This window comes from Burkholderia sp. AU17457 (genome assembly GCF_002223255.1).
Lineage (GTDB): Bacteria > Pseudomonadota > Gammaproteobacteria > Burkholderiales > Burkholderiaceae > Burkholderia > Burkholderia sola.
Genome location: NZ_NKFB01000002.1, coordinates 122,917 through 147,497 on the forward strand (window position 1 = coordinate 122,917; position 24,581 = coordinate 147,497).

The window sequence follows — 24,581 nt, forward strand, 5'->3', positions numbered from 1 at the left end:
CCTGAGATCGACGCCATGAGCACGCCTCTGAAGACCCTGATCACGAAACTGAACCCGCTGTGCCGCCATGCGACCGAGCGGGCGGCGAGCGCGTGCCTGGCGCGCGGCCATTACGAGGTCGATCTGGAGCACCTGTTCCTCGCGTTGCTCGACGAAGCGACGGGCGACCTGCCGCTCGCATTGCGCGCGAGCCGCGTCGATCCGCATGCGCTGCATGCCGATCTCGAACGCGAGCTCACGCGCCTGAAGACGGGCAACACGCGCACGCCGGTGTTCTCCGTGCACCTGATCGCGCTGTTCGAGCAGGCGTGGCTGATCGCGTCGCTCGATTCGCAGCTCGGGCGCATCCGGTCGGGGCATCTGCTGCTCGCACTGCTGACCGCGCCGGATCTCGCGCAGTTCGCGCAACGGATGTCGTCGCGGTTCGCGGAAATGAACGTGACGGACCTGAAGCACAAGTTCGACGAAATCATGGCCGGCTCGAGCGAAGCCGAGCCGCGCCAGGCGGACGACGAGGACAGCGACGCCGCGCCGGCCGCCGATGGCCTTGCACCCGCGGCCGGCCCGTCGAAGACGCCCGCGCTCGACACGTACACGACCAACCTCACGCAGCGCGCGCGCGAGGGCAAGATCGATCCGGTGATCGGCCGCGAAGCGGAGATTCGCCAGGCGATCGACATCCTGATGCGCCGCCGCCAGAACAACCCGATCATGACCGGGGAGGCCGGCGTCGGCAAAACGGCGGTCGTCGAAGGGCTCGCGCTGCGGATCGCGGCCGACGACGTGCCGCCGCCGTTGCGCGGCGTGGCGTTGCACGTGCTCGACATGGGGCTGCTGCAGGCCGGCGCGAGCGTGAAGGGCGAGTTCGAGAACCGGCTAAAGAGTGTGATCGACGAGGTGAAGAAGAGTGCGCACCCGATCATCCTGTTCATCGACGAGGCGCACACGATCATCGGCGCGGGCGGCCAGGCCGGCCAGAACGACGCGGCCAACCTGTTGAAGCCGGCGCTCGCGCGCGGCGAACTGCGCACGATCGCCGCGACGACGTGGAGCGAATACAAGAAGTACTTCGAGAAGGATGCGGCGCTCGCGCGGCGCTTCCAGGTCGTGAAGGTCGAGGAGCCGAGCGAGCCGCTGGCCGCCGCGATGCTGCGCGGGATGTCGGGCCTGATGGAGAAGCACTTCAACGTGCGGATTCTCGACGATGCGATCACCGAGGCCGTGCGCCTGTCGCACCGCTACATCAGCGGCCGCCAACTGCCGGACAAGGCGATCAGCGTGCTCGACACCGCGTGCGCGAAGGTCGCGCTCGCGCACAGCGCGACGCCGGCGGCGATCGACGATACGAAGAAGCGCATCGAGCGCATCGATGCGGAAATCGCGTCGCTGGAGCGCGAGGCGGCGGGCGGCGCGGCGCACGACGAGCGGCTCGGCGAGCTGCGCGGCGCGCGCGGCACGGCGCTCGAACAACTGGCGAAGGACGAAGCACGCTACGAGGCCGAGCGCGTGATCGTCGCCGAGATCACCGAGCTGCGCGACGCGCTCGACAAGGCGCGCGGCCCGTCGGAAGACGGCCAGCCGGTCGACGTGCAGGCCACGCGCGACAAGCTCTCCGAACGCGTCGCCGCGCTGCATGCGCTGCAGGGCGGCGAGCCGATGGTGCCGCTGCAGGTCGACGGCCACGTCGTCGCCGAGATCGTCGCCGCGTGGACGGGCATTCCGCTCGGCCGGATGGTGAAGGACGAGATCGACACCGTGCTGAACCTGCAGCCGCTGCTGACCGCGCGCGTGATCGGCCAGGATCACGCGCTGGAGGCGATCGCGCAGCGCGTGCGTACCGCGACCGCGAACCTCGAGGATCCGAACAAGCCGCGCGGCGTGTTCATGTTCGTCGGGCCGTCGGGCGTCGGCAAGACCGAGACGGCGCTGGCGCTGGCCGACATCCTGTACGGCGGCGAGCGCAAGATGGTCACGATCAACATGAGCGAGTACCAGGAAGCGCACAGCGTGTCGGGCCTGAAGGGCTCGCCGCCCGGCTACGTCGGTTACGGCGAGGGCGGCGTGCTGACCGAGGCCGTGCGCCGCAACCCGTATTCCGTCGTGCTGCTCGACGAGGTCGAGAAGGCGCACCCGGACGTGCTCGAGATGTTCTTCCAGGTGTTCGACAAGGGCACGATGGACGATGCGGAAGGGCGCGAGATCGACTTCCGCAACACGCTGATCATCCTGACGTCGAACGTCGGCTCGGCCGCGGTGATGCAGGCGTGCCTGAACAAGCCGGCCGAGGAACTGCCCGATCCGGACGCGCTCGCCGAAACGCTGCGTCCGCAGCTGTACAAGACCTTCAAGCCGGCGTTCCTCGGCCGGATGAAGGTCGTGCCGTACTATCCGATTTCCGACGACGTGCTGGCCGAGATCATCGAGCTGAAGCTCGAGCGCATCCGCCGCCGGATCGACGCGAACCACAAGGCCGCGTTCGAGTGGGACGAATCGCTCGTCGACGCGGTGCTCGCGCGTTGCACCGAGGTCGATTCGGGCGCCCGCAACGTCGACCACATCCTGAACGGCACGCTGCTGCCGGAGATCGCGGGCCACGTGCTCGGCCGGATCGCCGACGGCGCGGCCATCGCGCGCATCGCGGTGCGTGCGGACGAGGCCGGCGAATTCGCGTACACCGTCGAATGAGCGCGGCCGCGCAACCCGCATTGATGAACTGACCGAACCATGCCGATCAATCTCCCCGAGCTGCTGACGCCGATCAGCGACGCGTCGCCCAGCGGCGACGACCTGCTGTTTTCGAACGAATTCGACGCGATCCAGGACGCGCGGCGCTACGACGATCCGACGCTCGACCAGGGCGAATGGGTGACCGAGATCAAGGAGGCCGACTGGGGCTTCGTCGTCGATCATGCGGGCGAGCTGCTGCGCACACGCACGAAGGACCTGCGGCTCGCCGTATGGCTGACCGAGGCGCTCGCGCTCGAGGACGGTATCACGGGCCTCACCGAAGGCTATGCGCTGCTCGAGGGCCTGTGCCGCGACTTCTGGGACACCTTCCACCCGCTGCCCGAGGACGACGACATCGAGCACCGGCTCGGCAACGTCGCGTGGCTCTCCGGCCGCACGGCCGAGCTGCTGCGCGCGGTGCCGCTGACGGACGGCGCATCGAATGCATTCAGCACGCTCGACTGGGAAGTCGCGCAGCACGTCGCGCAGTCGATCAAGCGCGATCCCGAACACGCGGACGACATCGCGCGCGGCAAGCCGTCGATCGAGCAGATCGATGCGTCGCGGCGCGTGACATCGATCGCGTTCTACACGGCGTTGCTGGCGAACCTGAAGGCGTTCGAATTCGCGCTCGATGCGTTCGAGGAGCGGCTCGTCGAGCGCGCCGGCGATTCGGCGCCGAGCTTCCGGCAGGCGCGCGACGCGTTCGAGACCGTGTACCGGCTCGCCGAGCGCTTTGCGCGCGAACAGGGCTATACGGGCAGCGCACCGCACACGCAGGCGGCGCCGCAGGCCCAGTCAGAACGCATCGAGCCGGTGTTCGGCCAGCCGATCCAGACCGAGGAGACTCACGTGCAGCAGCAGACCGCTTCGCGTCCTCCGGTGACGCAGATGATCGCCGGCATCCAGAACCGTGCGCAGGCCGTCGACCAGTTGCGTGCGGTGGCGCGCTATTTCCGTCAGACCGAGCCGCACAGCCCGGTCGCGTATCTCGCCGACAAGGCGGCCGAATGGGCCGACATGCCGCTGCACAAGTGGCTCGAGAGCGTCGTGAAGGACGACGGCTCGCTGTCGCACATTCGCGAGCTGCTGGGGGTGAGGCCTGACGAGCAGGCGTAAACGCAGGACGGGCGGCGCATTGCCGCCGCCGCCCGTCGTGTGCCGTGCCGTGCCCGCTTCGCCATAGCGCGAGCGGCCGGCCGGTTTCCCGTTACTGCCCCACCCGGAACTCGATCCGCCGATTCCTCGCCCTGCCATCCGCCGTATCGTTCGGCGCGATCGGCTGATCCGGCCCGACCCCCGTCGTCGTCATCTGCTGCGGCGGGATGCCCTTCGTGATCAGATACCCCTTCACCGCATCCGCGCGCGCCTGGCTCAGCGCGATGTTCGACGTCCGGTTCCCCGAATTGTCGGTGTGGCCGATGATGTCGACCGTGCGGTTCTGCATCTTCGCGAGCGCGGCCGCCATCTGGTCGAGGATCAGCTTGCCCTGCGGCGTCAGCGTCGCGCTGCCGGTCTCGAACTCGATCGTCCGGTTCGCCAGCGTCTGGTCGAGCACGCCCTGTTCGGACGCCGACACGCGCAGCCCGTTCTTGATCGTATACGTCGGGTTCAGCGTGTTCGCCATGTCGCTCGCGAGCTGCTGGCGCTGCGCCTCGTTGTGCACCTCGCCCTTCATCTCGATCTGCGTCCCGTTGATCTTCAACTGGCCCTTGCTGATCTGCTTGAGCTGCGCGCCGAGCAGCTTCTGCACGTTCGCGCTCCAGTTCGGCGGCGTCGCGACGTCGCCCACCTCGATCTGGTCGACGACGTTCGTCGCGCCGTAGGTGTCGCGCAGCTTCTGCAGCACGGCGGCCTTGGTCGCCTCGTCGGGCACCTTGCCGCCGACCACCACCTGGCCGGGCGTTGCGTTCGCGGGCGGCGGCGCGATCGTGCCGGCGGTGCCGTGCACCACCGTGCCCGACGCACCGCCGGCGTTCGGGTTCGCCTGCGGCAGCGCGGTCGTCGCGACCGTACCGTTGCCGACCGGCGTGACGGTCGCGCCCGTGTTCTGCGCGAACGCCGCGCCGCTCGCGACGAGGCCGGCGGCGAACAGCGCGGCGAGGGCGGGCGAGACGGCGAACGACGAGCGCGTGCGCCGGACCTGAATCGTGCGATGCATGCGGTCAGCCTCCGATGAACGCTTCGCGGAACGCGTCGATGGCGACGCGCAGCGAGAGTTGCGGTTGGTCGAGGTAGCTGACGAGCTTGCTGATCTGGTGATCGTTTTGCGCATGGGCGTCGATCCACTCGGGATCGTCGATGTCGATGTTGTGGGCGGCGTAGGTCTGCGGGTCGACGACGCTCAGCAGCGTCTTCGCCGACGCGCCGTTGAAGCCGATGATCAGCCGTTCGCGTTCGGCGATCGTGCCGATGAAGATCGCGAGCTCGAAGTCGGCCTGCGCGACGAACGGCGCGATCAGCTCGAGCCAGAACGCGGCGACGAGGCTGCGGTAGAACGGATCGACCGGCAGCGGCAGCGTGAGGCCGCGTTCGATGTGCGACGAGCCGCTCTGCATCACCGGCCGCAGCAGCGAGCCGAGCGCGAGCATCGCGCCGCGCAGCCGCACCGGATGACCGCTTTCGAGCAGCATCTCCTGCAGGCCGTGCAGCGACTGGTGTTCGACGAAATCGTTGAAGGTGCCGTCATGCGACGTGCCGGGGCCGCCGATGTCGATCGGCACCTGCGTGTCGCCGAGCGCCTGCAGCGCGCCGGGCGGCTCGTCCTTGCCGAGCAGCGGCGGGATCTGCGCGGCGACGCGAGACCACAGCCGCGCGAACGCGAGCGGGCTGCGCGCGAGGAACGCGAGCGGCCGGTCGACCTCCAGCGCGGTGGCGCCGAGGAACGGGAAGCGGCGCATCGACACGTCATGGCTCGCGACCATGTGGCCCGCGATCGCGAGCTTGCTGCGCGAACCGAGGAACGCGAAATGCATCGGCTTCGCGTCCTCGTAGACGATCTTCCAGCGCGGATCTTCCGCGAGCAGCTCGAGCGCCTGCGCGATCCAGCGATCGAGCGTCTGCAGCAGCTGCGGATTGTGCGCGCTCTTCACGAAGTCGCCGCGCGACGGAATCTTGCCGAAGTAGGCGATTTGCGCCTGTACGGTTTGCGTCATTGCGCCCTCTGTGCATTCGTTGCGTTGGCGGCCGCGACGGCCGGCGCGGCGCCCGGCGTGCCGGTGCCGGCTTGCGTCGCGTTCTGCGCGGCGCCCGCGCTCGCGTCGGCGACCGACGACGGCAGCTGCAGGCCGCGCAGGCTCTGCTGCTGCGGCTGGTCGCCGCCGCCGGCCGACGGTTGCGACGTGCTGATGATGCGCATCGTCACCGACACGTTCACGCTGCCCTGTGCCCACGTCAGGTCGAAGGTGCCGTCCGGACGGCGCTTGCGCTGCGCCGAGTTGATCAGCTTCTCGAGACCGTAGCGGCCCGGCTCGTTGACGAGCTGCACCGTACGGCCGTCGAAGGTCGTCGCTGACAGCGTCGCGCCCGGCGAGCCCTGCGGGTTCGGCCACACGAAGTTGGTCCACTGCGGCGGCGTGTTGCGGTAACGCAGCTGCTGGCCGTCGATCGCGATCGTGTATTCCGTCGTGCCCGTGCTCGGTTGCGGCAGGATCTGGAACACGGTCTGCGGCTCGGCCGACGCGGCCGCGCTGCCGGCGGCGCCGCCCGCGAGCGGCGCGACCCAGCGGGCGAAGCCGTTCGTGAAGTCCGGCGTGAGCCCGATGCCCATGTCGCCCCACGTGCGGGCGGCGAGCGTGTCGCCGCGGCGCACCGCGAGCGGCCCGAGCGTCGTGCCGACGAACTTCGCGATCGAGCCGTCCGGACCGAACACCTGCGCGATCTCGCCGGCGCCGGCCTCGACCTTCGCGTTCGCCGCGAACGGGTACTTGGTCGCGAGCGAGCTCTGGAACGGCTGGTAGACCTGCGCGTTCCACACCTTGTTGACTTCGGCGCTGGCCGGCTGGATCACGACCGCGAACGCCTGCATCAGCGGCCGCACCAGCAGCGGACGCAGCGACTTGCGTTGCGAATCGGTCAGGCCCGTCAGCATCTGCTCGTCGACGAGCTTCAGCGAATCGGCGAGTTCCGACCCGCTGCCGTCGAGCGTCTGCTGCATCAGCTGGCGCGCGCCCGGCCCCGGGTCGCCCTGGTTCTTGATCACGTTGAAGCGGGTACGGACCTTCGACAGCGACTCCATGTAGCCCTTCAGCATCGACGTGCCGTCATGCGTCGCGACGATCCGCGCGAGCCCGACGAACTCCTGGCCGATCGGCCCCATCGGCACCTCGGCCGGATTGCCGTTGATGTCGATGTTGGCTGCCGCCATCTGGCCGGCCTGCGAGCGCGTGAACAGTTGCTTGACCCAGTTCACGACGCCCGTCTGCGCCTTCTTGATCGTCACGTTCGCGAGCGACGGGTTGTCCCACGACGTCTGGTCGTACGCGGTCTCGAGGATCTTGCGGATCGGCGAATCCTGCGGGTCGCCCAGGCGGTTCATCCCGTCGACGGCCTGGCCGAAGCTCGTGAAGCCCTGTACCGCAATGCCCTGCATGAACTTCTGCCAGTGCTGCGCGTACTCGGTCTTGTACATGCCGACGAGCGTCTTCTGGATCTGCTCGGGGCTGCCCTCGAGCGTCAGGTCGTCCTGCGTCGACGTGTTGAGCACCCAGTCCTTCGCCTGCAGTTCCTTGGTCGCCGCATCGCGGATCGCCGGCTGCACGTAGTCGAACCACGCTTCACGCGTGAACGTGCCCGGAATCGCGTAGCTGCCCGCCACGAGCCCCTGGTTGCCGTCGCCGACGATGCGCGCGATGGTCATCGGCGCGAAGCGGGTCGACGCGCGGGCCTTGATTTCCTCGTACACGCGCTGGCGCGCCGGCATGCCGCGCACCACGCGGCGCAGGTTCTCGCGGGTCTGGTCGACGAGCGCGAGATTCGCGTCGATCATCGGCCAGTCGTCGTCGTTCACGCGCGACAGGTAGAACGAGATCATGCGCTCGGCGCTCCGGATCATCTCGTCGCGCGGCATGTTGCCCCGATTCGTCTCGAGCCAGCCTCGCCAGAAGCGGGCGAGCTGGTCGGTCAGGTGCGCCTGTTCGACGTGCCGCTTGTCGGACAGCATCAGGTAGGTCTTCAGCGCGTTGTACGCGTCCTGCACGTTGGTCGGCGACGCGTCGCTGTAGAGGCCGCCCTGCGGCGCGGCGGGCTGCTGCGGGGCGGCGGCCGGCGCGGCGCCCGACGCGGCCGGCACGGCGCCGGCCTGCGGCGCAGCGCCTGCCGCGTTCGTCGACACCGGCATCGTGCCGCCCTGCACGGCGCCCGATTCCGGCGGGCGCGTCATCGGCACCAGCTGCTCGGGGTGCGCGTTCACGTCCTTCATGAACGACGCGAGGTTCTGCGACACGGGGGCCAGCAGGATCTGGCGCACGCCGTTGTAGTACTCGGTCAGCAGGTGCTGCTCGAGACGGTCGCCCTGGTACAGGCCGAGCGACACCGACAGCGGCTTGTCGCGGCGGAACTGTTCGAGCTGCTCGATCCGGTCCTCGAGGATGTCCATCGCCTGCAGGCGCGACTGCAGGTCGTTGCGGCCCTGCTGCAGGCGCGTGACGTTGTCGAGGTCGGCCTGCACGTTCGACACGAGCTGCTGGTTGCCGATCGTCGACCAGGTCCAGCCGCCCAGCGCGAGCGCGAGCGCCGCGACGAAGCCGAAGAAGGTCGCGTAGCGCAGCCGCGTCTTGGTCGGGCTCGCGAACTGGCGCACCGTCTGGCGGTCCGCGAAGATCACCTTCGAGAACAGGTCGCGCAGGAAGAAGCCATTCTTCGAGAACGCGCTGTGCGGTTTGGGCAGCGCGCTCCCGTCGAGGCCGAAGCGGTGCGCGATGCGCTGCGCGGCCGCGCTGTTGGTTTCGCCTTCCTGCAGCGCGCTGGTGAAGTAGAAGCCACGGAAGATCGGCTTGTACTGGAACGGGTTGTTCTCGAACAGCGTCGCGAGGAACGCGCGCAGCGACGGCTTGATCGTCGAGAATTCGAGCGGGAAGCTCAGCTGGCCCGGCGACAGCTGGTTGCCGCGCGACAGCGACAGCTGCGCGACGCTGATTTCCTTCAGCCCTTCGTAGAGTTCCTCGAAGTGCGTGTCGAACTGCGCGACGACGTCGCGCTTGTCGTCGGGCTCGTAGGGCAGGGTGGCGCCCCACACGCGGTCGTACTCGTGCTTGTCGCTGCTGCTGAAGAATTCGGTGAAGCCGGTGATCAGGTCGGCCTTCGTGAACATCACGTAGACCGGCGCGAACACTTCGAGCTTTTCCGTCAGCTCCTGAACGCGCTGACGAAGGTTTTTCGCGAGGTTGATCGCGAATTCGGGGCGGTTGCCGGTGAGTTCGGCGATGCTGGCCGTGACGATGATGCCGTTGATCGGCGCCTTCGGACGGTAGCGCTTGAGCAGCCCGAGGAAGCCGAGCCACTCGCTGCGGTCTTCCTCGTGCACCGAATAGCGGCCGGCCGTGTCGAGCAGGATCCCTTCGGTCGTGAAGAACCAGTCGCAGTTGCGCGTGCCGCCGATGCCGTGGATCACGGCGCTGTTCTTGTCCGCGAACGGGAATTGCAGGCCGGAATTGAGCACGGCGCTGCTCTTGCCCGCGGCGGGGTTGCCGATCACGATGTACCACGGCAGTTCGTACAGCGCGGAGCCGCCCGACACCTGGCCGATCTTCGACGTCTTGATCGTCTTCACCGCGTCCGACAGGCGCGTGCGCAGCACGTCGAGGTCGGCCGTCTTCGCGTCCGGCGCGAGCGCGGCGGCGGCCGGCGCGGCGATCTTGCCGGTTTCCGCCTGTTCTTCCAGCACCTGGCCGAGCTGCTGGTTCGCGCGCTTCACGCGCCAGCGGCGCCACAGCGCGACGACGAACCACAGCGCGAGGACCGCCGCGAATGCGATCGCCGCCCACAGGAGCGGCAGCTGCAGCATGTCGGCGACGATGAACAGAATGGCCGCTAGCGCGACGATCCCGACGATCGAGAGCGTACGCGGATGAGTCAGCACGTTGAGGATGCGTTGCATAGGACGTTCAGGTTCCGGTGCGATTCGATGAGGCGACGCAGGCGCGCCGAGCGGCAAGGGTGGCGCCGCGATGTGTCGCCATGCTGTCAAACGGGATGAAGGAGGCTGGCATCAATGCGCTCGCGGCATCGGAGAAGGCGCGCGCATTAACGAAAGGACGCTGTGAGATTTAAAACGGAAGCGGCGGCCGGAAAAAATCGCGCACCGGAATGCCCGATTGTTTGCGCCGCCCAAATCGTTTCCTGCCGGGTGATTAAAAAGCCCCATGCCGCCCTCATTATTTCTTGTCCGGCAGCCCTGACTAGCTGCCGCGTCCCAGTTTAAAACCGGGTTTATGGTATTCCACGTGCCCGAGATCCATCATTTTCCATCGGCCGCCCCAGGTCAGGCCGACTTGCTCGGCGACCTGTCCGTACAACTGGTAGCCGCGCATCGCCCACGGATCTTTCTCGGAAATGACCAGCTTGCCGTCGCGCAGGAATGCGTTGTCGGCCGCCAGCCCGAACTGGTGATAACTCTGGAACGCCGCCGCATTGGTCACGTTCGTGCCCATCTGCGCGAGCCGGTTCTGTCGTTCCGGGCTCCGGTAGCCTTCCAGCAGCGCCATTTCATAACCATGTTGTTCGTGCATGATCTTGTAGACCAGCAGCAAACGCGTCCGGAAATCCGGGTCCAGCAGGTTCCAGTCGCGGCTTGCGTCCTTCAGCGCCGGGCGGACCTGCTCGACTTCCTTCGTGGCAAAGACTTCCGGCGGCAACGGCGGCGGCGGCACGAGTTGTTCGCCCTGCAACAGCGCGGCGATCTTCTCGTCGGGCACGCGCGTCGTGTCGTCGTACTGAAATAATTGCCGACCGCGTAACGCAATGGCCACCAATGGCGGCGTCGCAAGAATACCTGCCGACACCATAATCATCAAGCGCCGCCGAACCAGTAAATTTTGCACGTCGCTTAATGTGCCGCGCGTCACGGTTGCCGATTTAACAATCTGACTCCGCGCGCGGGCGGCGCGATCGTTCGCCCGGCGCGTCAGGCGGCCGTGAAGCTGGGCGACCGATTCGAAAACGCTCGCGCGGATACCCGGTAAAAGCAACAGTGCCGCAACCGCGACGGCTAGGGCGAAATAGGCGACGAGTGCGACGGCAATCAAAGAAATCCCCGGAAATTGGAATTGATTGTGTTTTGCAATGCTTGCTCTTAGAATCAGGCTGCTTCAAGAGGCCGGGCTATATTATCGCGGTGAATTAAACCAGGATTCAATGAGACGCTGAATGAGTGCGCCGGAAAATTCAAATTCGAAAACTCCGCCCAGCCTGCTGTCCGATACTAAACCGGCAGGGGAGGGAGGACCTCGGCAGTCGCGCATTCTCGCGGATCTGGAAGGGCGTGTCACGCCGCCCGCCGAGCCGCCGCGCCGTTCGCTGAAGGCGCCGATCGCCGCCGTCGTGGCGTTGGTCGTGGCCGTCGGCGGTTGGGGCGCGTGGCGCATGCAGCAGTCGTCGGGCGAGCGGCCTGCCGCGATCGCGGCCGCGACGGAACCGTCGGCGGCCGCGCCGGCCAAGGCCGCACCGGCCAGCGGCGCCGCCGCGCAGGTCGCGCAGAATGGCGCGTCCGCTGCACCGGCCGCGCAACCGGCCACGATCGTCAACGACGATTCGGCATCCCAGACCGTTGCATCCGCATCGGCGTCCGGCGCATCCGCTTCCGCCGCGGACAACAGCCGCCTGTCGCGCGCGCTCGCCAACGGCGCCGACGAGGGTTCGGGCGCGGCGGCCACGGCCGGCGTCGCCGCAACTGCGGCCGCCGCGGCAGCGGCGACGACCAAGACGGCGAAGGCCGACGCGTCGAAGGGCACGAAGGTCGCGGCCCACGGCAAGACCGACACGAAAACCGATGCGAAGGCCGAAGCCCGCAAGCATCGCAAGGAACAGCAGGCCGAGCTCGCGCAGGCGAAGAAGCGCCGCGAAACGGCGCCGACCCGAACCGCGAAGGCGGGCGCGAAGGACGATCCGGATGCCGATCTGCTCGCCGCGCTCGTCGCGCGCACGAAGCCGGCCGACAAGAAACTCGCCGCTCAGAAGGCGCAGGCCGTGCCCACCAAGACGGCGGCGACCGGCGGCGCGCTGGCGTCGCGCGTGAAGGAGTGCTCGGAGCGCGGTTTCTTCGAGGATCAGCTGTGCCGCTGGCGCGTGTGCGACGGCCACTGGGGCAAGGACCCTGCGTGCCCGAGCGCCGCGCAGTCGGAGACGCGGCAGTAACGCGTGTCGCGCACGCCCCGGTGTCTTCCCTGTCAGCGCCGCCCATTGGGCGGCGTGTTGTTTTCGGAGGCACGGAGAAGCTGCCGGTATGATGCCGCATGACGCTGTCACGAACGCGTCACGCCCGTCGGGCATACGTTTCCTTTCTTTTCCCGGCGCGGGCCCGCGACCCGCGATGTGCGGCGCGCCGCGCGCCGCATCACCTTCGACACGATGGACCTGATCGTACAGACTTACGGCGCCGATACGTCCGGCATGGTGTGCGGATTCCGCTTCGTTCCGGGCGGCGCCGGCGCGATGCTCGATGCCGACGCGGCCGCCGCGTGGCTGCGCACGTGCCGCGAGCACGGCGCGGCCGCATCGGGTGATTTCGTCTGGCTGCATTTCAATCTCGCGCACGGCGCGAGCGAGCGCTGGATGCGCACGCATCTCGGGCTGCCCGACAGCTTCTTCGAATTCCTGCACGAAGGCTCGCGCTCGACGCGCATCGAGCAGGAGGACGGCGCGTTGCGCGCGATCGTCAACGACGTGATGTTCAACCTCGAACTCACGCCGTCGGAGATCGCGACGCTGTTCGTCCACGTCGAGCGGCGCATCATGGTGACCGCGCGGCTCAAGCCGCTGCGCTCGGTCGACACGCTGCGCGCGTCCGTGCGCGACGGCGAGCGGTTCCGCTCGCCCGCGGAGCTGCTCGTGCATCTGCTGCGCGATCAGGCCGACCTGCTGATCCAGATCATGCGGCGCACGAGCATCGACGTCGATCGCATCGAGGATCGTTTCCTGTCGCAGCGGCTCACGTCGAGCCGCATCGAGCTCGGCGCGATGCGCCGCACGCTGACGCGGCTGCAGCGCATGCTCGCGCCGGAACCCGGCTCGATCTTCCGGCTGCTCGCGAAGCCGCCCGCGTGGCTGCACACGGAAGACGTGCAGGAGCTGCGCGAGTCGACCGAGGAATTCTCGCTGGTGCTCGCCGATCTGGCGGGGCTCAACGAGCGGATCAAGCTGCTGCAGGAAGAGATCGGTTCGCGCCTCGACGAGCAGAACAACCGGACGCTGTTCACGCTGACGCTCGTCACCGTGATCGCGCTGCCGATCAACATCGTCGCGGGCTTCTTCGGGATGAACGTCGGCGGCGTGCCGTTCTCGGAGAACAAGCACGGTTTCTGGCTGATGGTGCTGCTCGTTGCCGGCTTCACCGCGCTGGCCGCGTGGTGGGCGTTCCGACGCCGCGACGATCGCTAGCGCCGCATCGGGCGACGCATCAACGCATCAACGCAGCAGCGCGATCGCGCGTTCGCCGATCACCATCCCGAGCAGGCCGATGAGTGCAACGAGCGGCGGGGCCGGCGAGCGTACGTGCAGCAGCGCGTACAACACGCCGACGCCGATGCCCACCGCGAGCGAGGTCACGTAATCCATCATGGCGGTCTCCCGTAGGTTCGGTGTCAGGGCTTGAGGATGACGCGCTCGCGCGCACCGGCCAGCACCGCGCGATACGCGTCGTGCGCACGCTCGAGCGGATACACGTAGTCGTCGCCGATCGGGAACGGGCGCAGCGTGCCATTGCCGAAGCCGGGCGCGAGCGTGTCGAGGATCTGCGCGACCGCGGCCGCGCCGAGCTGCAGCGAATCGATGCCCACGAACGTATGCTGGCCGCGATAGAACGAGAAGATGTCGAACGGCACGCTGCGCTCGATCGTCGAGATGAAGATCTGCCGCGCGCCGATCGCCATCGACGCGTTCGCCGCTTCGAAATACGGGCTGCCGACCGTGTTGTAGACGACGTCTGCGCCGTGGCCGCCGGTCAACTCGCGCACCGCGTCGGCCACCGTCCGGCTCGACGCGTCGATCATGTGGACGTCGCCCGACGCGTGGCCGCGATAGTCGCCGGGCCCGCGCTCGACGCCGATCACGGTCGCGCCGCGCGCGCTGGCGAGCTGGATCGCGGCCTGACCGACCTTGCCGTTCGCGCCGAACACGAGCACGACGTCGTCGGCCGTCGGCATGCCGGCCCGGCGCAAGCCTTCGTACGCGGTGACGAACGGCACGCCGACGCCGGCGGCCTCGTCGAGCGTCAGCACGCCCGGCTTGCGGCGCACGTGCGCGGCGTCCAGCACGAGCCATTCCGCATGCGAACCGTCGCGCCCGACGCCGAGATCGCCGCCCGAGCCCCACACCGGCGCGCCGATCCAGTCGTCGGGGCCGCTGCGCACGATGCCCGCCCAGTCGCGCCCGGGCGTGCGCGGCCACACCGCGTGCGGCATGCGGCCGAGCGCGGCCTTCACGTCACTCGGGTTCACGCCGGCCGCGCGCACCTCGATCAGCATCTGGCCGTCGGCCGGTACGGGCGGGGCGATGTCCCGGACCCGCGCATCGAGCGACTCGATGTCGGCGGCGGGGGTGTCGAAGCGGATGCTGCGCATGATGATCTCCGTGAAGTAGCGGCCGCCCGGCCCGGCGGGCCGGCGCATGCGGCGAATGAAACCGGTGAATGCAGTCTAGTGGGCCCGATTTGACGCGGAAACATGCAAAGGCGGATGATAGTTTTGCGTTTTCCGCATAGCCAACGCCACAGGCTCCGAATGGACGACTTCCTTTCCCCGCACCTGGCGCTGTTCGTCGACGTGGTCGACCAGCAGAGCTTCTCCGCGGCCGCGCGCCGGCTCGGCGTCGCCGCGTCGTCGGTCACGCGGCGCATCGACCGGCTCGAGACGCAGCTCGGCATCCGCCTCCTGCATCGCACCACGCACGCGTTGCGGCCGACCGAGGCCGGGCAGCTGCTGTACGGGCGCGCGACACGCATGCTGGCCGAGCTGCGCGGATTGCAGGAAGACCTGCACAGTCAGCACGACGAACCGGGCGGGCTGCTGCGCATCGACTGTCCGGCGCCTTTCGGCCGGCGGCACCTGATGGCCGCGCTGGCCGCGTTCATGCAGCGCCATCCGGCGCTGCAGGTCGATCTCGTGCTGACCGACAGCATGGTCGACCTGCAGGGCGCGCGCCTGGGCTCCGACGTCGATCTCGCGGTGCGCATCGGCCCGCTCGAGGACACGCGTTTCGTCGCGACGGTGCTGGCGCCGCAGCGGCGCGTGCTGTGCGCGAGCGCGGCCTACCTCGCCCGGCGCGGCGAGCCCGCATCGCCCGACGCGCTCGCCGGCCACGACTGTCTCGCGTGGCATGGCGCGCCGCCGCCCGGCGCATGGCGCTTCGGCGAGCGCCGTCACGCGCCGGCGCAGCCGCGGTTTCGCAGCAATCATTCGGAAGCGTTGCTCGAGGCGGCGATCGACGGGCTCGGTCTCGCGCACCTGCCAACCTGGCTCGTGGCGGACGCGCTGCGCGACGGAGGGTTGCGCGCGCTGTTGCCGCAGTACGCGGCGGCGCCCGAGGCGGCGACGATTCACGTGCTGCGCCAGCAGCCGCGCGGCAGTGCGCGCACGTCGCGGCTCGTCGCGTTCCTCGCCACGTGGTTCGCGCAGCCGGCGTGGGATGCCGCGTGGGCGTGACGGCCGGCGAACGCCGTGCCGCATGAAAAAAGGGCCTCGCATGCGAGGCCCGTCAACAGGTCGGAGAAACCGGTACGCCGGCCGGCGCCGCGGGTCGCGCGGCACCGGCCGGATCCGCACCGTTACTGCGTCACTACCTTGCGCGGCTTGAAGAGGCCCTGGTATTGCCGTGCCGGGCGTTCCTTCGTCACCGGTTCGATGCCGCCGAAGGTCGGCGTCTGGCGCAGCTTCATCGCGGCGGGCGAAGCGACCGAGCCGATCGACGTCGAGCGCGAGGCCGGCGCGAGGTTGTTCGCGACCAGCAGCGCCGCTTCGCTCTTCAGGTTCGCCAGCAGCACCGGATCGGTCGAGCTGTTCACCTGCGTCAGCAGCCCGCTCCAGGCCGCGTCGCTGTAGTTCACGACGTAGTAGTCGAGACCGCTCGGGTCGGCGACCACGCCCGTGCAGCCGTCGATCCGCGTCTGCGCCTGCGTATCCTTCAGCGCGAGCGTCGTGCGTTTCGCGAGGCCCTGGCCGTACGCGAGCGTGATCGGCACCGTCCATTGCAGGCCCGGATACGCGTTCTTGTTCGGGAACGGCTGCTGTTTCAGCGTGACGATCGTCTGGTTCTTCGTCATGTCGCACTGCGTGTCGAGCGAGATCAGCGGCACGCCGGTCTGACGCACGTAGCTGTCGCCGATCGGGCCGACCGACTGGCCGCTCTCCTTCGACAGCGCGTCCCACAGACGCTTCGGCGTCCCGTTGCCGAACGAGTAGTCGACCAGGTACTGCTGCAGGCCCTTGCGGAGCGTCTGCTCGCCGAGATAGTTCTCGAGCGTCTTCAGCACGTGGCCGCCCTTGTCGTACGTGAACGCGCTCGCGCTCAGCACGAAGTCGTTCGACGCCCAGTCGTTGAAGTTCGGCGCGACCGGGAACGCGTTCGGGCCGATGTCGCGATTGATCACGCGGTACTTGTTCTTCACCTGGTCGAGCCAGCTGAACTCGTCGGGGAAGAACTGGATCGTCGTCTTCGTCTCGAAGAACGTCGCGAACGATTCGTTGAGCCACACGTTGTCCCACCAGTCGGTCGTCACGAGATCGCCGAACCACTGGTGCGCCACTTCGTGCGTCAGCACTTCGTTGCCGTAGCGCGACATCGGCTGGCCCGGCTGCGGCAGGATGTCGTCGGCGAACTCGAGGATCGACCCCCAGTTCTCCATCCCGCCGAAGTTCAGGTCTTTCTGCTCCTTGAACGCGTCATTCGCGGCCACCGTGTCGAACTTCGTCAGCGGCAGCGGGATGCCCGTGTAGCGGTAGTAATAGTCGAGCGCCTGCTTGGTGCGGTCCATCGCCGGCTTCGCCCAGTCGCTCATGCCCGGCGGCGTGAACACGCGCAGGTGCAGGCCGCCCTTGCCGCCCGGCAGCGGGCTCGTGAAGTCGTCCTCGTAGGTGTCGAACAGGCCGCCGCCGAAGAACAGCAGGTACGACGGCATCGGCGGCGTCTTCTCGAACTGCACGAGCTTGTAGCCGCCGCCGACGTTGGTCGACGGCTTCTCGGCCGCGTTCGACACGACGCGCCAGCTTTGCGGCACTTCGGCCGTCACTTCATAAGTCGGGCGGAACGCCGGCTCGTCCCAGCCCGGGAACCACTGGCGCGACAGGTTGGTTTCGCCCTGCGTCAGGATCGCGCCGCTCGTCTTGCCGTCGGTGCCCTTCAGGTCGACGCGGAATACGCCCTCCGCGGCCGAGCAACCCGGATACGGATCGTCGCCGCAGCTGCCGCCCGTCTGCGTGGCCGGATCGTCGTACGACTTGAAGTTGATGATGCCCGACCACTCCATGTGCAGCGAATAATTGCCCGGCGCGATCGTGCCGGCGGCGGGGCGCAGCTGATAGAAGTCGCCCTTGTCCTGCGGCGTCGCGATCAGCTGGATGTTGCCCGGCTGCAGCGTGATGCGGCCGTTGGTGAACTTGATCCGGTGGCCGGCGATCACGATGTTGTTGACCGGCTTCAGCACCTTGATCTCGACGTCGGCGCGGCCGTCGAACGCGTCCAGCGCGTCGTTCGGGCGGAACCACAGCCGGTAGTTCACGGGCACCACGGTGTCCGGCAATTCGACAGGCGAGACGCTCTTGTCGACATTCGATGCGCTCGGCGGCGCGGTGACGGCGGGCGACGAGCCCGTATGCGGCGCGCCGGCGGAGCTGAGTGCGGAAGCGGAGCCCGCACCGCCGTCGTCGCCGCCGCACCCGGCTAGCGCGAGTGCGGCGACGAGCGGCAGATAACGCATCTTGCGAATATGAATCGACATGACTGAAACCTCGATTGTTGAAAGAATCGTTCAGTGCTGCGAAAACGCCGGCAAAAGCAATCCCCTCGCCGTTTAATCAACAGCGAAAAAATGCCAATGACGGATTATTCGAAAAAGACGGCGGCCGACTACGTGAAGGTAATCATGGTTTACTGCCCCCTCTGGATTTCCGGATGTCGTTTAACTGGCCGGTTCAAAATGGCCGGGCGCGTGTTGTACTGAATTGATTTCGCGCGCACGACACGGGGCCGCACGCCCGGCACGGGCGCGCAATCCCTTTGAACCGACGACCTACGGGGCTGGCCGGGCCAGGCCGCAGGACGGATGGACAGCGTGTCGCCGTCCCGCAAATTCGCCGTCATGCGGCTTCAAGGTTTGTCGGCTTGCTCCAAGGATGCGTAAATATACTTGATGGTTTTGGGTAAAGGAAACGAAAAATTTAGAAAGAGCATCTATTGAAATCCGGGCGCTTCATTGAATGCTGGAAGTCATTAATGCGCTTTCCGTTTGCCCGGCAATTTCGTAGTTTTAATCTATTAACGATCTCGCGTCGCCGCGGAAACTACGAAATCCCGTGACGGGCGGCACGGCCGGTACAGGAACGGTCGGTACAATGCAGCGACGCGCCCCGTTCACCGATTGCCGCGAGGAGGCCTTCCCATGCCGCGAACCCTGTCCCGTCTCGCGCCGCTGCGCGCCGTGCTGCTGCTGTTCGCGGCCGTGTACCTGCTGGGCGGCTGCGCGGGGCTCATGCGCGAGCCGGTGCGCGTGTCGGTCGCCGGGCTCGACCCGCTCGTCGGGCAAGGTCTCGAGATGCGCTTCAGCCTGAAGTTGCGCGTGCAGAATCCGAGCGATGCGCCGATCGACTACGACGGCATCTCGGTCTCGCTCGACCTGAACGGCACGCCGTTCGCGAGCGGCGTCAGCGACCGGGCGGGCACCGTGCCGCGGTTCGGCGAGGCCGTCCTCGACGTGCCGGTTTCGGTGTCGGCCTTCGCGGCCGCGCGGCAGGCGTGGAACCTGCCCGGCGTGGCCGCGAACGGTGAGCTGCCGTATGCGCTGCGCGGCCGGCTCGCCGGCAGCGGGCTGGGCACCGTGCACTTCAACGACGCGGGCACGCTGCGTCTGCCGAGCCTGCCGGGGTGGGGCGGATAGATCGTGCGGCCAACTTAAACGTCGGTCAAATGTGTCGGAAAATTCACCATTTGACAGTCTTTAACGTCTATTTCCCCTGAATGTCGATTTTTGTCGGCGCGCCCCCTTACACTTGCCGATGTCCGAGGGTCGGACATTCTTTTAGGGGAACGCCATGGCGGCAAAATTCGAGCTCAAGAAGGCCACGAACGGCCAGTACTACTTTCACCTGAAGTCGGCGAACGGCGAGATCATCCTCGCGAGCGAGCGGTACGAGGAGAAAAGCGGCGCGAGAAACGGGATCGCGTCCGTGCGGGAAAACGCGCCGCTCGACGAGCGCTACGAGCGCAAGCTCGCCCACAACGGTGAGCCCATGTTCAACCTGAAGGCAGCGAACCACCAGGTCATCGGCACGAGTGAAACGTACAGCAGCGCGCAGGCACGCGACAACGGCATCGCGGCCGTCAAGCGCGATGCGCCCGTGGCGGAAACCGTCGATCTCGCCTGATTGACGGCGGCGCCGCGACGGATGCCTTCGGGCGATCGTCGCGGCGCCCGTTTTTGCCGGGTCGGGCAAAGCGCGGTATGGTGTGGTCCGCGCGGTGAATTCTCGCCGCCGTTGAAGCCAACCGTACCGAGTTCGCGTGACCGATTTCCCCCTTTTCCACTGGACCGACGCCGACGGCGTCGATCATGCCGTGCGCTGGCGCTCCGAAGCCGGCGTGCAACCGCCGAAGCGCGCGGTGCCCGCCGACGACCGCCTCACGGCCGATGCGGCCTACCGCCTCGCTTGCGAGGGCACCGCGCTCGTCTGGCAGGGCGACTTCCAGAATGCGCGCCAGCTCGTGCAGGCGATGGCGCGCCGTGTCGAACGCAAGCCGAAGAAGGCGAAGGCCGCGGCCGGCGTCGAGGCGTTCAACCTGCATCGTCTCGCGCAATCGCAGCGCGCCCGCACGCTCGGCATGCTGCTGATCCCGCTCGACGCCGATTACACGATCCCGCTGCGCCGCGCGCCCGACGTGCGGGCGGCCTGCGAGGAGGCGTACGGCCCCGGCGGTGTGCCGTCGGTCGTGTCGCTGCGCGAACTGCTCGGCCTCGTCGGCGCGCACGAGTGGCGCAAGAAGGGTGTGCCGATCCCGGCGCTCGGCGGCGCGCCGATCCATCCGCACTACGGCGTGTTCTCGCCGGTGCGCGGCGAATACGTCGAGCTCGTCGCGCGTGCGCCGCTGCCGGCGACGTCGCTCGCGTTCGATATCGGCACGGGCACCGGCGTGCTGGCGGCGGTGCTCGCGTCGCGCGGCGTCGAGCGCATCGTCGCGACCGACCAGGATCCGCGCGCGCTTGCCTGCGCGCGCGAGAACGTCGCGCGGCTCGGCCATGCGGGCCAGGTCGAGATCGTCGAGGCCGACCTGTTCCCCCCCGGCCGTGCGCCGCTCGTGGTCTGCAACCCGCCGTGGGTGCCGGCCCGGCCGAGCGCGCCGATCGAATACGCGGTCTACGACCCGGACAGCCGCATGCTGCGCGGTTTCCTCGCGGGGCTGGCCGCGCATCTGGAGCCGGGCGGCGAGGGCTGGCTGATCCTGTCCGATTTCGCCGAGCATCTCGGGCTGCGGCCGCGCGACACCTTGCTGCAGTGGATCGACGAAGCCGGTCTCGTCGTGCTCGGCCGCGACGACATCCGTCCCGCGCATCCGAAGTCGGCGGACGCCGACGATCCGCTGCATGCGGCGCGTCGCGCCGAGGTCACGTCGCTGTGGCGGCTCGGCGCCCGGGCCTGACCGCGTATTTTCGGTAAACTACCGCCATTCCTCACGAATTTCCGCCGCCGGGCCGTGGTCGACCGACCGTGGCCCGGCGTCGCTTCACGATGTCGAACAAGACCCACGAAATCCGCCCGGAGCAGTCCGTCGAGCTGCTGAAGGAACTGCACATCCTCACCCGCGACGGGAAGCTGAACCAGGACAGCCGCCGCAAGCTGAAGCAGGTCTATCACCTGTTCCAGTTCATCGAGCCGCTGCTCGCCGGCGTGCAGGCCGACAAAGGCCACGTGACGCTCGTCGATCACGGCGCCGGCAAGTCGTATCTCGGTTTCATCCTGTACGACCTGTTCTTCAAGCAGCAGCCGGGGCACGGCACGCCGGCGTTCGCGTCACACGTGTACGGCATCGAGACGCGCGAGGAACTCGTCACGCGCTCGACCGAGCTCGCCGCGCGGCTCGGGTTCGGCGGCATGTCGTTCCTGAACCTGTCGGTCGCCGATTCGATCACGTCGCCGCAACTGCCCGACACGGTCGACGTCGTCACCGCGCTGCACGCATGCGACACGGCGACCGACGACGCGATCCGCTTCGCGCTCGCGAAGCGCGCGCAGCACATCGTGCTGGTGCCGTGCTGCCAGGCAGAAGTCGCGGGCGTGCTGCGCAGGAACAAGGGCAAGTCGCTCGCGAATGCGCTGACCGAGGTGTGGCGGCATCCGCTGCATACGCGCGAATTCGGCAGCCAGATCACCAACGTGCTGCGCTGTCTGCAGCTCGAGGCGCACGGCTACCAGGTCAGCGTGACCGAGCTGGTCGGCTGGGAGCATTCGATGAAGAACGAGCTGATCATCGCGCAGTACAAGAACCTGCCGCGCCGCAAGCCGGGCGAGCGGTTGAACGAAATCCTCGCGATGTTCGGGCTCGCCGAGCTGAACGAGCGCTTCTTCGTCGCGCAGGCCGCCGCGGCGGGCGACGCCGCCGTCGAGCCTGCCGAAGGCTGACGCGCGGGCAGCGCGCCCGCCCGCCGCATCACACGTCGTCGCCCGGCCGGCGCATCCATTCGCGCCAGCCTTCGTGGCCGAGGCGGCGCAGCGTTTCCTGATTCTTTTCGTAGATCGCGGACGCGTCCGGAAACGCGTCGACCGCGCGTGCGATGCTGTCCTCGCGCAGCAGGTGCAGGATCGGATAAGGCGCGCGGTTCGTGTAGTTCTCGATGTCGTCGGGTTCGGTGCCGTCGAATCGGTATTGCGGATGGAAGCTCGCGATCTGCAGCACGCCGTCGAGCCGCAATTGCCGCACGAGCCGCTCGGCGAAGAACAGCGCATCGTTGTAGTCGACGAAATCGGCGAACGCGTGCGGGTAGATCACGAGCGTCGTATCGACCTGCTGCGGGTCCGCCGCTTCCAGCGCGCGCAGCTCGGTTTCGAGTTCGGCGAGCGCGTCTTCCAGCGTCGTCGCTTCGCTGATCGCGTAGCGCACCTGTTCCTTCACATAGACGCTTTTCGCGAACGGGCACAGGTTGAGTCCGATCACCGCACGCGCGAGCCAGTGTCGCGTGGCGGCGAGGATGTCGTCGTGCGAGTCGGGGCGGGTGTCGATCATCGTGATACCAGTCGGGCGGAAGGGCGAAGAGGGCCGCATTGTAGCCGGCGCGCCGGGGACGAACGCGCGCGGCCCGTCACGCGCAGGCCGCTTCGATCAACTGCGTGACGAGCGCGGGTGCGGTGCCGATCGGCGTTTCGCCATGCCGGTAGGTCTGGCTCGCCGCATAGATGCCTTCGACCACCAGCGCGAGCGCATCGGCGAGCGCCTTCGGCTGTCGCGCGCCGGCGCCTTCGCACAGCGCGACGAGGCGTTTCATCAACTGCTCCTTGTTCTGCGCGACGCGTTCGCGCGCCGGGTGCGACGCATCCGGGAATTCGGCGGCGACGTTGACGAACGGGCAGCCGCGGTAGTCCTTTTGCGTCGCACGCTCGGCGAGATCGACGAAGTACTGGATCAACTGCGCCTTCGGCTGCCCCGGATGCTTCGCGGCGCTCGTGTCGAGCCGCTCGAAGAAGCACGCGTCCATCCGTTCCAGATACGCGAGGATCAACTCGTCCTTCGACGAGAACTGGCGGTACAGGCTCATCTTGTTGACACCCGCGCGTTCCACCACCGCCTCGACGCCGACCGTTCGCACCCCTTCCTTGTAAAACAGCTCCTCGGCGGCACGCAGCAGGTGCTCCTGCGCGGTGGCGCCGTCGATCGGCCGGCGCGTGCGCCGCGCCAGCGGTTTGGCGACCTCGATGCCCGACATGATGACCCTCGACTACGTAATGGATTGCTTGACATGTTACCGACTGGTAACTACGATCGCAACACAGTTGTGACCGGTCGGTAACAATCGCGGCCGGATCGACAGACGAATGCCAAGCGTCGGCCCGGGTCAGCCGATGTTGAAATGCGCGGCGGAGGTGGCCTGATCGGGGCGGAGCGGGTGCGACGACACCGGAACGCCAACTGGAGAACATGAAGATGAACTGGGCGGTGACACGAATCGGCGGGCGCTTCCATTACGGGTGGCTCGCGGCGGCGGTGGTATTCCTGATCCTGCTGGCGGCAGCCGGCACGCGCGCGACGCCGAGCGTACTGATGGTGCCGCTCGAACGCGAGCTCGGCTGGAGCCGCGCGGCGATTTCGCTGGCAATTTCGGTGAACATCGCGCTGTACGGCCTGACGGGCCCGTTCGCGGCCGCCGCGATGCAGCGCTTCGGGTTGCGCCCGACGATCCTCACCGCGCTCGTGACGATGAGCGCGGGCGTTGCGCTGTCGTCGATGATGACGCAGAGCTGGCAGATGGTGGTGATCTGGGGGCTGATGGTCGGCTGCTCGACGGGCGTCGTCGCGCTGACGTTGTCCGCGACCTTCGTCACGCGCTGGTTCCATGCGCGGCGCGGCCTCGTGATGGGAATTCTGACCGCGAGCACGGCCACCGGCCAGCTCGTGTTCCTGCCGATGCTCGCGGCGATCGCGCAGCGCCACGGCTGGCGGCCGGTCGTGCTGGTCGTCGCGGTGGCGGCGGCGATCGTGATTCCGCTCGTCGCGTTCCTGCTGCCCGAGCGGCCGGCCGACGTGAAGCTGCGCCCGTACGGCGAGCCGGCCGATACGCCGGCGGCGCCCGATGCGACGAAGGAGAACCCGCTCGCGGTCGCGTTCCGCACACTGCTGATGGCGAGCCGCTCGCGCGACTTCTGGCTGCTGTTCTTCAGCTTCTTCATCTGCGGCGCGAGCACCAACGGCTATGTCGGCACGCACCTGATCGCGATGTGCAGCGACTACGGGATGACCGAAGTGCAGGGCGCGTCGCTGCTCGCGGCGATGGGCGTGTTCGACCTGTTCGGCACGACGCTGTCGGGATGGTTGTCCGACCGTTACGACAACCGCGTGCTGCTGTTCTGGTACTACGGGTTGCGCGGGCTGTCGCTGATCTACCTGCCGCATGCGTTCGGGATCGATTTCTTCGGGCTGCCGCTGTTCGCGATGTTCTACGGGCTCGACTGGATCGCGACCGTGCCGCCCACCGTGCGGCTCGCGACCGACGTGTTCGGCAAGGCCGCGGCGCCGGTCGTGTTCGGCTGGATCGTCGCCGGCCACCAGCTCGGCGCGGCATTCGCGGCGCTCGGCGCCGGGCTGCTGCGCGCGAGCCTCGGCACCTACACGATCGCGTCGATGATCTCGGGCGGGCTGTGCATCGTCGGCGCGCTGATCGTGCTGCGGATCAATCGCGGCCCGTCGCGCGCGGCCGCGCAGGCGGCCTGAGCGCGGCCGACCGGCCG

General features: G+C 67.9%; 20 protein-coding genes. 11 read left to right on the top strand and 9 right to left on the bottom strand.

Annotated elements, in window-relative coordinates; translation table 11 throughout:
- The first annotated feature begins 15 nt into the window (after positions 1–15).
- Positions 16–2,685 (top strand): type VI secretion system ATPase TssH, encoded by a 2,670-nt coding sequence (gene tssH, locus CFB49_RS01960; protein WP_089490606.1) that lies wholly within the window; start codon positions 16–18, stop codon positions 2,683–2,685.
- 39 nt (positions 2,686–2,724) lie between these two features.
- Entirely contained in the window at positions 2,725–3,846 is a 1,122-nt protein-coding gene (tssA, locus tag CFB49_RS01965) for a type VI secretion system protein TssA (protein ID WP_050013098.1), read from the top strand.
- A gap of 91 nt (positions 3,847–3,937) precedes the next feature.
- Here tssA and CFB49_RS01970 read toward each other — a convergent pair whose 3' ends face one another.
- The 4 genes from CFB49_RS01970 to CFB49_RS01985 all read right to left on the bottom strand — a co-directional run bounded on the left by CFB49_RS01970 (position 3,938) and on the right by CFB49_RS01985 (position 10,970).
- Positions 3,938–4,888, bottom strand: coding sequence for an OmpA family protein (locus CFB49_RS01970; protein ID WP_069619460.1), 951 nt, complete (start codon positions 4,886–4,888; stop codon positions 3,938–3,940).
- A gap of 4 nt (positions 4,889–4,892) precedes the next feature.
- Entirely contained in the window at positions 4,893–5,882 is a 990-nt protein-coding gene (gene tagF / locus CFB49_RS01975; RefSeq protein WP_069619461.1) for a type VI secretion system-associated protein TagF, read from the bottom strand.
- Entirely contained in the window at positions 5,879–9,823 is a 3,945-nt protein-coding gene (gene tssM / locus CFB49_RS01980; protein ID WP_089490607.1) for a type VI secretion system membrane subunit TssM, read from the bottom strand. The genes tagF and tssM overlap by 4 nt, the downstream gene beginning before the upstream one ends.
- A gap of 301 nt (positions 9,824–10,124) precedes the next feature.
- The gene (locus tag CFB49_RS01985) at positions 10,125–10,970 is read right to left on the bottom strand and encodes a M15 family metallopeptidase (protein ID WP_089490608.1); all 846 of its coding nucleotides are present in this window, start codon (positions 10,968–10,970) and stop codon (positions 10,125–10,127) included.
- Between the two features lie 121 nt (positions 10,971–11,091).
- On the opposite strand from CFB49_RS01985, the gene CFB49_RS01990 reads away from it, so the two are divergent.
- Together CFB49_RS01990 and CFB49_RS01995 are read left to right on the top strand one after the other, a co-directional pair.
- A complete protein-coding gene (locus CFB49_RS01990) occupies positions 11,092–12,078 on the top strand; it encodes a phage tail protein (protein WP_069619464.1) in 987 nt (328 codons plus the stop codon).
- A gap of 213 nt (positions 12,079–12,291) precedes the next feature.
- Positions 12,292–13,320, top strand: coding sequence for a transporter (locus CFB49_RS01995; protein ID WP_089434492.1), 1,029 nt, complete (start codon positions 12,292–12,294; stop codon positions 13,318–13,320).
- A gap of 27 nt (positions 13,321–13,347) precedes the next feature.
- Here CFB49_RS01995 and CFB49_RS02000 read toward each other — a convergent pair whose 3' ends face one another.
- Both CFB49_RS02000 and CFB49_RS02005 read right to left on the bottom strand, forming a co-directional pair.
- Entirely contained in the window at positions 13,348–13,500 is a 153-nt protein-coding gene (locus tag CFB49_RS02000) for a DUF1427 family protein (RefSeq protein WP_089490609.1), read from the bottom strand.
- Between the two features lie 23 nt (positions 13,501–13,523).
- Positions 13,524–14,501, bottom strand: coding sequence for a quinone oxidoreductase family protein (locus CFB49_RS02005; RefSeq protein ID WP_089434468.1), 978 nt, complete (start codon positions 14,499–14,501; stop codon positions 13,524–13,526).
- A gap of 159 nt (positions 14,502–14,660) precedes the next feature.
- On the opposite strand from CFB49_RS02005, the gene CFB49_RS02010 reads away from it, so the two are divergent.
- Positions 14,661–15,581 (top strand): LysR family transcriptional regulator, encoded by a 921-nt coding sequence (locus CFB49_RS02010; RefSeq protein WP_089490610.1) that lies wholly within the window; start codon positions 14,661–14,663, stop codon positions 15,579–15,581.
- Between the two features lie 122 nt (positions 15,582–15,703).
- Here the strand turns inward: CFB49_RS02010 and CFB49_RS02015 are convergent, their stop codons facing one another.
- Positions 15,704–17,872, bottom strand: a complete 2,169-nt coding sequence (locus tag CFB49_RS02015; RefSeq protein ID WP_069619467.1) for a M1 family metallopeptidase — start codon at positions 17,870–17,872, stop codon at positions 15,704–15,706.
- Between the two features lie 14 nt (positions 17,873–17,886).
- On the opposite strand from CFB49_RS02015, the gene CFB49_RS36190 reads away from it, so the two are divergent.
- The 5 genes from CFB49_RS36190 to CFB49_RS02040 all read left to right on the top strand — a co-directional run bounded on the left by CFB49_RS36190 (position 17,887) and on the right by CFB49_RS02040 (position 21,764).
- A complete protein-coding gene (locus CFB49_RS36190) occupies positions 17,887–18,099 on the top strand; it encodes a hypothetical protein (RefSeq protein WP_179234850.1) in 213 nt (70 codons plus the stop codon).
- A gap of 433 nt (positions 18,100–18,532) precedes the next feature.
- Positions 18,533–19,027 (top strand): LEA type 2 family protein, encoded by a 495-nt coding sequence (locus CFB49_RS02025; RefSeq protein ID WP_089490611.1) that lies wholly within the window; start codon positions 18,533–18,535, stop codon positions 19,025–19,027.
- A gap of 154 nt (positions 19,028–19,181) precedes the next feature.
- A complete protein-coding gene (locus tag CFB49_RS02030; RefSeq protein ID WP_069619469.1) occupies positions 19,182–19,514 on the top strand; it encodes a YegP family protein in 333 nt (110 codons plus the stop codon).
- A gap of 136 nt (positions 19,515–19,650) precedes the next feature.
- The gene (locus CFB49_RS02035) at positions 19,651–20,784 is read left to right on the top strand and encodes a methyltransferase (RefSeq protein WP_089490612.1); all 1,134 of its coding nucleotides are present in this window, start codon (positions 19,651–19,653) and stop codon (positions 20,782–20,784) included.
- A gap of 89 nt (positions 20,785–20,873) precedes the next feature.
- The gene (locus CFB49_RS02040) at positions 20,874–21,764 is read left to right on the top strand and encodes a class I SAM-dependent methyltransferase (protein WP_089490613.1); all 891 of its coding nucleotides are present in this window, start codon (positions 20,874–20,876) and stop codon (positions 21,762–21,764) included.
- Positions 21,765–21,792: 28 nt separating this feature from the next.
- Here CFB49_RS02040 and CFB49_RS02045 read toward each other — a convergent pair whose 3' ends face one another.
- Together CFB49_RS02045 and CFB49_RS02050 are read right to left on the bottom strand one after the other, a co-directional pair.
- Positions 21,793–22,365 (bottom strand): DUF1415 domain-containing protein, encoded by a 573-nt coding sequence (locus CFB49_RS02045; RefSeq protein WP_089434471.1) that lies wholly within the window; start codon positions 22,363–22,365, stop codon positions 21,793–21,795.
- 76 nt (positions 22,366–22,441) lie between these two features.
- Complete coding sequence (locus CFB49_RS02050) at positions 22,442–23,062, bottom strand: TetR/AcrR family transcriptional regulator (RefSeq protein WP_069619472.1); 621 nt, start codon at positions 23,060–23,062, stop codon at positions 22,442–22,444.
- A gap of 218 nt (positions 23,063–23,280) precedes the next feature.
- Between CFB49_RS02050 and CFB49_RS02060 the strand changes: the two genes are divergently transcribed.
- Entirely contained in the window at positions 23,281–24,564 is a 1,284-nt protein-coding gene (locus CFB49_RS02060) for an MFS transporter (protein WP_089434493.1), read from the top strand.
- Positions 24,565–24,581: the final 17 nt, after the last annotated feature.

What these genes read in the sequence shown, in the direction of transcription:
- tssH (WP_089490606.1), top strand. Translation starts at nt 16, where the DNA reads ATGAGCACGCCTCTGAAGACCCTGATCACGAAACTGAACCCGCTGTGC.
- tssA (WP_050013098.1), top strand. Translation starts at nt 2,725, where the DNA reads ATGCCGATCAATCTCCCCGAGCTGCTGACGCCGATCAGCGACGCGTCG.
- CFB49_RS01970 (WP_069619460.1), bottom strand. Translation starts at nt 4,888, where the DNA reads ATGCATCGCACGATTCAGGTCCGGCGCACGCGCTCGTCGTTCGCCGTC.
- tagF (WP_069619461.1), bottom strand. Translation starts at nt 5,882, where the DNA reads ATGACGCAAACCGTACAGGCGCAAATCGCCTACTTCGGCAAGATTCCG.
- tssM (WP_089490607.1), bottom strand. Translation starts at nt 9,823, where the DNA reads ATGCAACGCATCCTCAACGTGCTGACTCATCCGCGTACGCTCTCGATC.
- CFB49_RS01990 (WP_069619464.1), top strand. Translation starts at nt 11,092, where the DNA reads ATGAGTGCGCCGGAAAATTCAAATTCGAAAACTCCGCCCAGCCTGCTG.
- CFB49_RS01995 (WP_089434492.1), top strand. Translation starts at nt 12,292, where the DNA reads ATGGACCTGATCGTACAGACTTACGGCGCCGATACGTCCGGCATGGTG.
- CFB49_RS02000 (WP_089490609.1), bottom strand. Translation starts at nt 13,500, where the DNA reads ATGATGGATTACGTGACCTCGCTCGCGGTGGGCATCGGCGTCGGCGTG.
- CFB49_RS02005 (WP_089434468.1), bottom strand. Translation starts at nt 14,501, where the DNA reads ATGCGCAGCATCCGCTTCGACACCCCCGCCGCCGACATCGAGTCGCTC.
- CFB49_RS02010 (WP_089490610.1), top strand. Translation starts at nt 14,661, where the DNA reads ATGGACGACTTCCTTTCCCCGCACCTGGCGCTGTTCGTCGACGTGGTC.
- CFB49_RS02015 (WP_069619467.1), bottom strand. Translation starts at nt 17,872, where the DNA reads ATGTCGATTCATATTCGCAAGATGCGTTATCTGCCGCTCGTCGCCGCA.
- CFB49_RS02025 (WP_089490611.1), top strand. Translation starts at nt 18,533, where the DNA reads ATGCCGCGAACCCTGTCCCGTCTCGCGCCGCTGCGCGCCGTGCTGCTG.
- CFB49_RS02030 (WP_069619469.1), top strand. Translation starts at nt 19,182, where the DNA reads ATGGCGGCAAAATTCGAGCTCAAGAAGGCCACGAACGGCCAGTACTAC.
- CFB49_RS02040 (WP_089490613.1), top strand. Translation starts at nt 20,874, where the DNA reads ATGTCGAACAAGACCCACGAAATCCGCCCGGAGCAGTCCGTCGAGCTG.
- CFB49_RS02045 (WP_089434471.1), bottom strand. Translation starts at nt 22,365, where the DNA reads ATGATCGACACCCGCCCCGACTCGCACGACGACATCCTCGCCGCCACG.
- CFB49_RS02050 (WP_069619472.1), bottom strand. Translation starts at nt 23,062, where the DNA reads ATGTCGGGCATCGAGGTCGCCAAACCGCTGGCGCGGCGCACGCGCCGG.
- CFB49_RS02060 (WP_089434493.1), top strand. Translation starts at nt 23,281, where the DNA reads ATGAACTGGGCGGTGACACGAATCGGCGGGCGCTTCCATTACGGGTGG.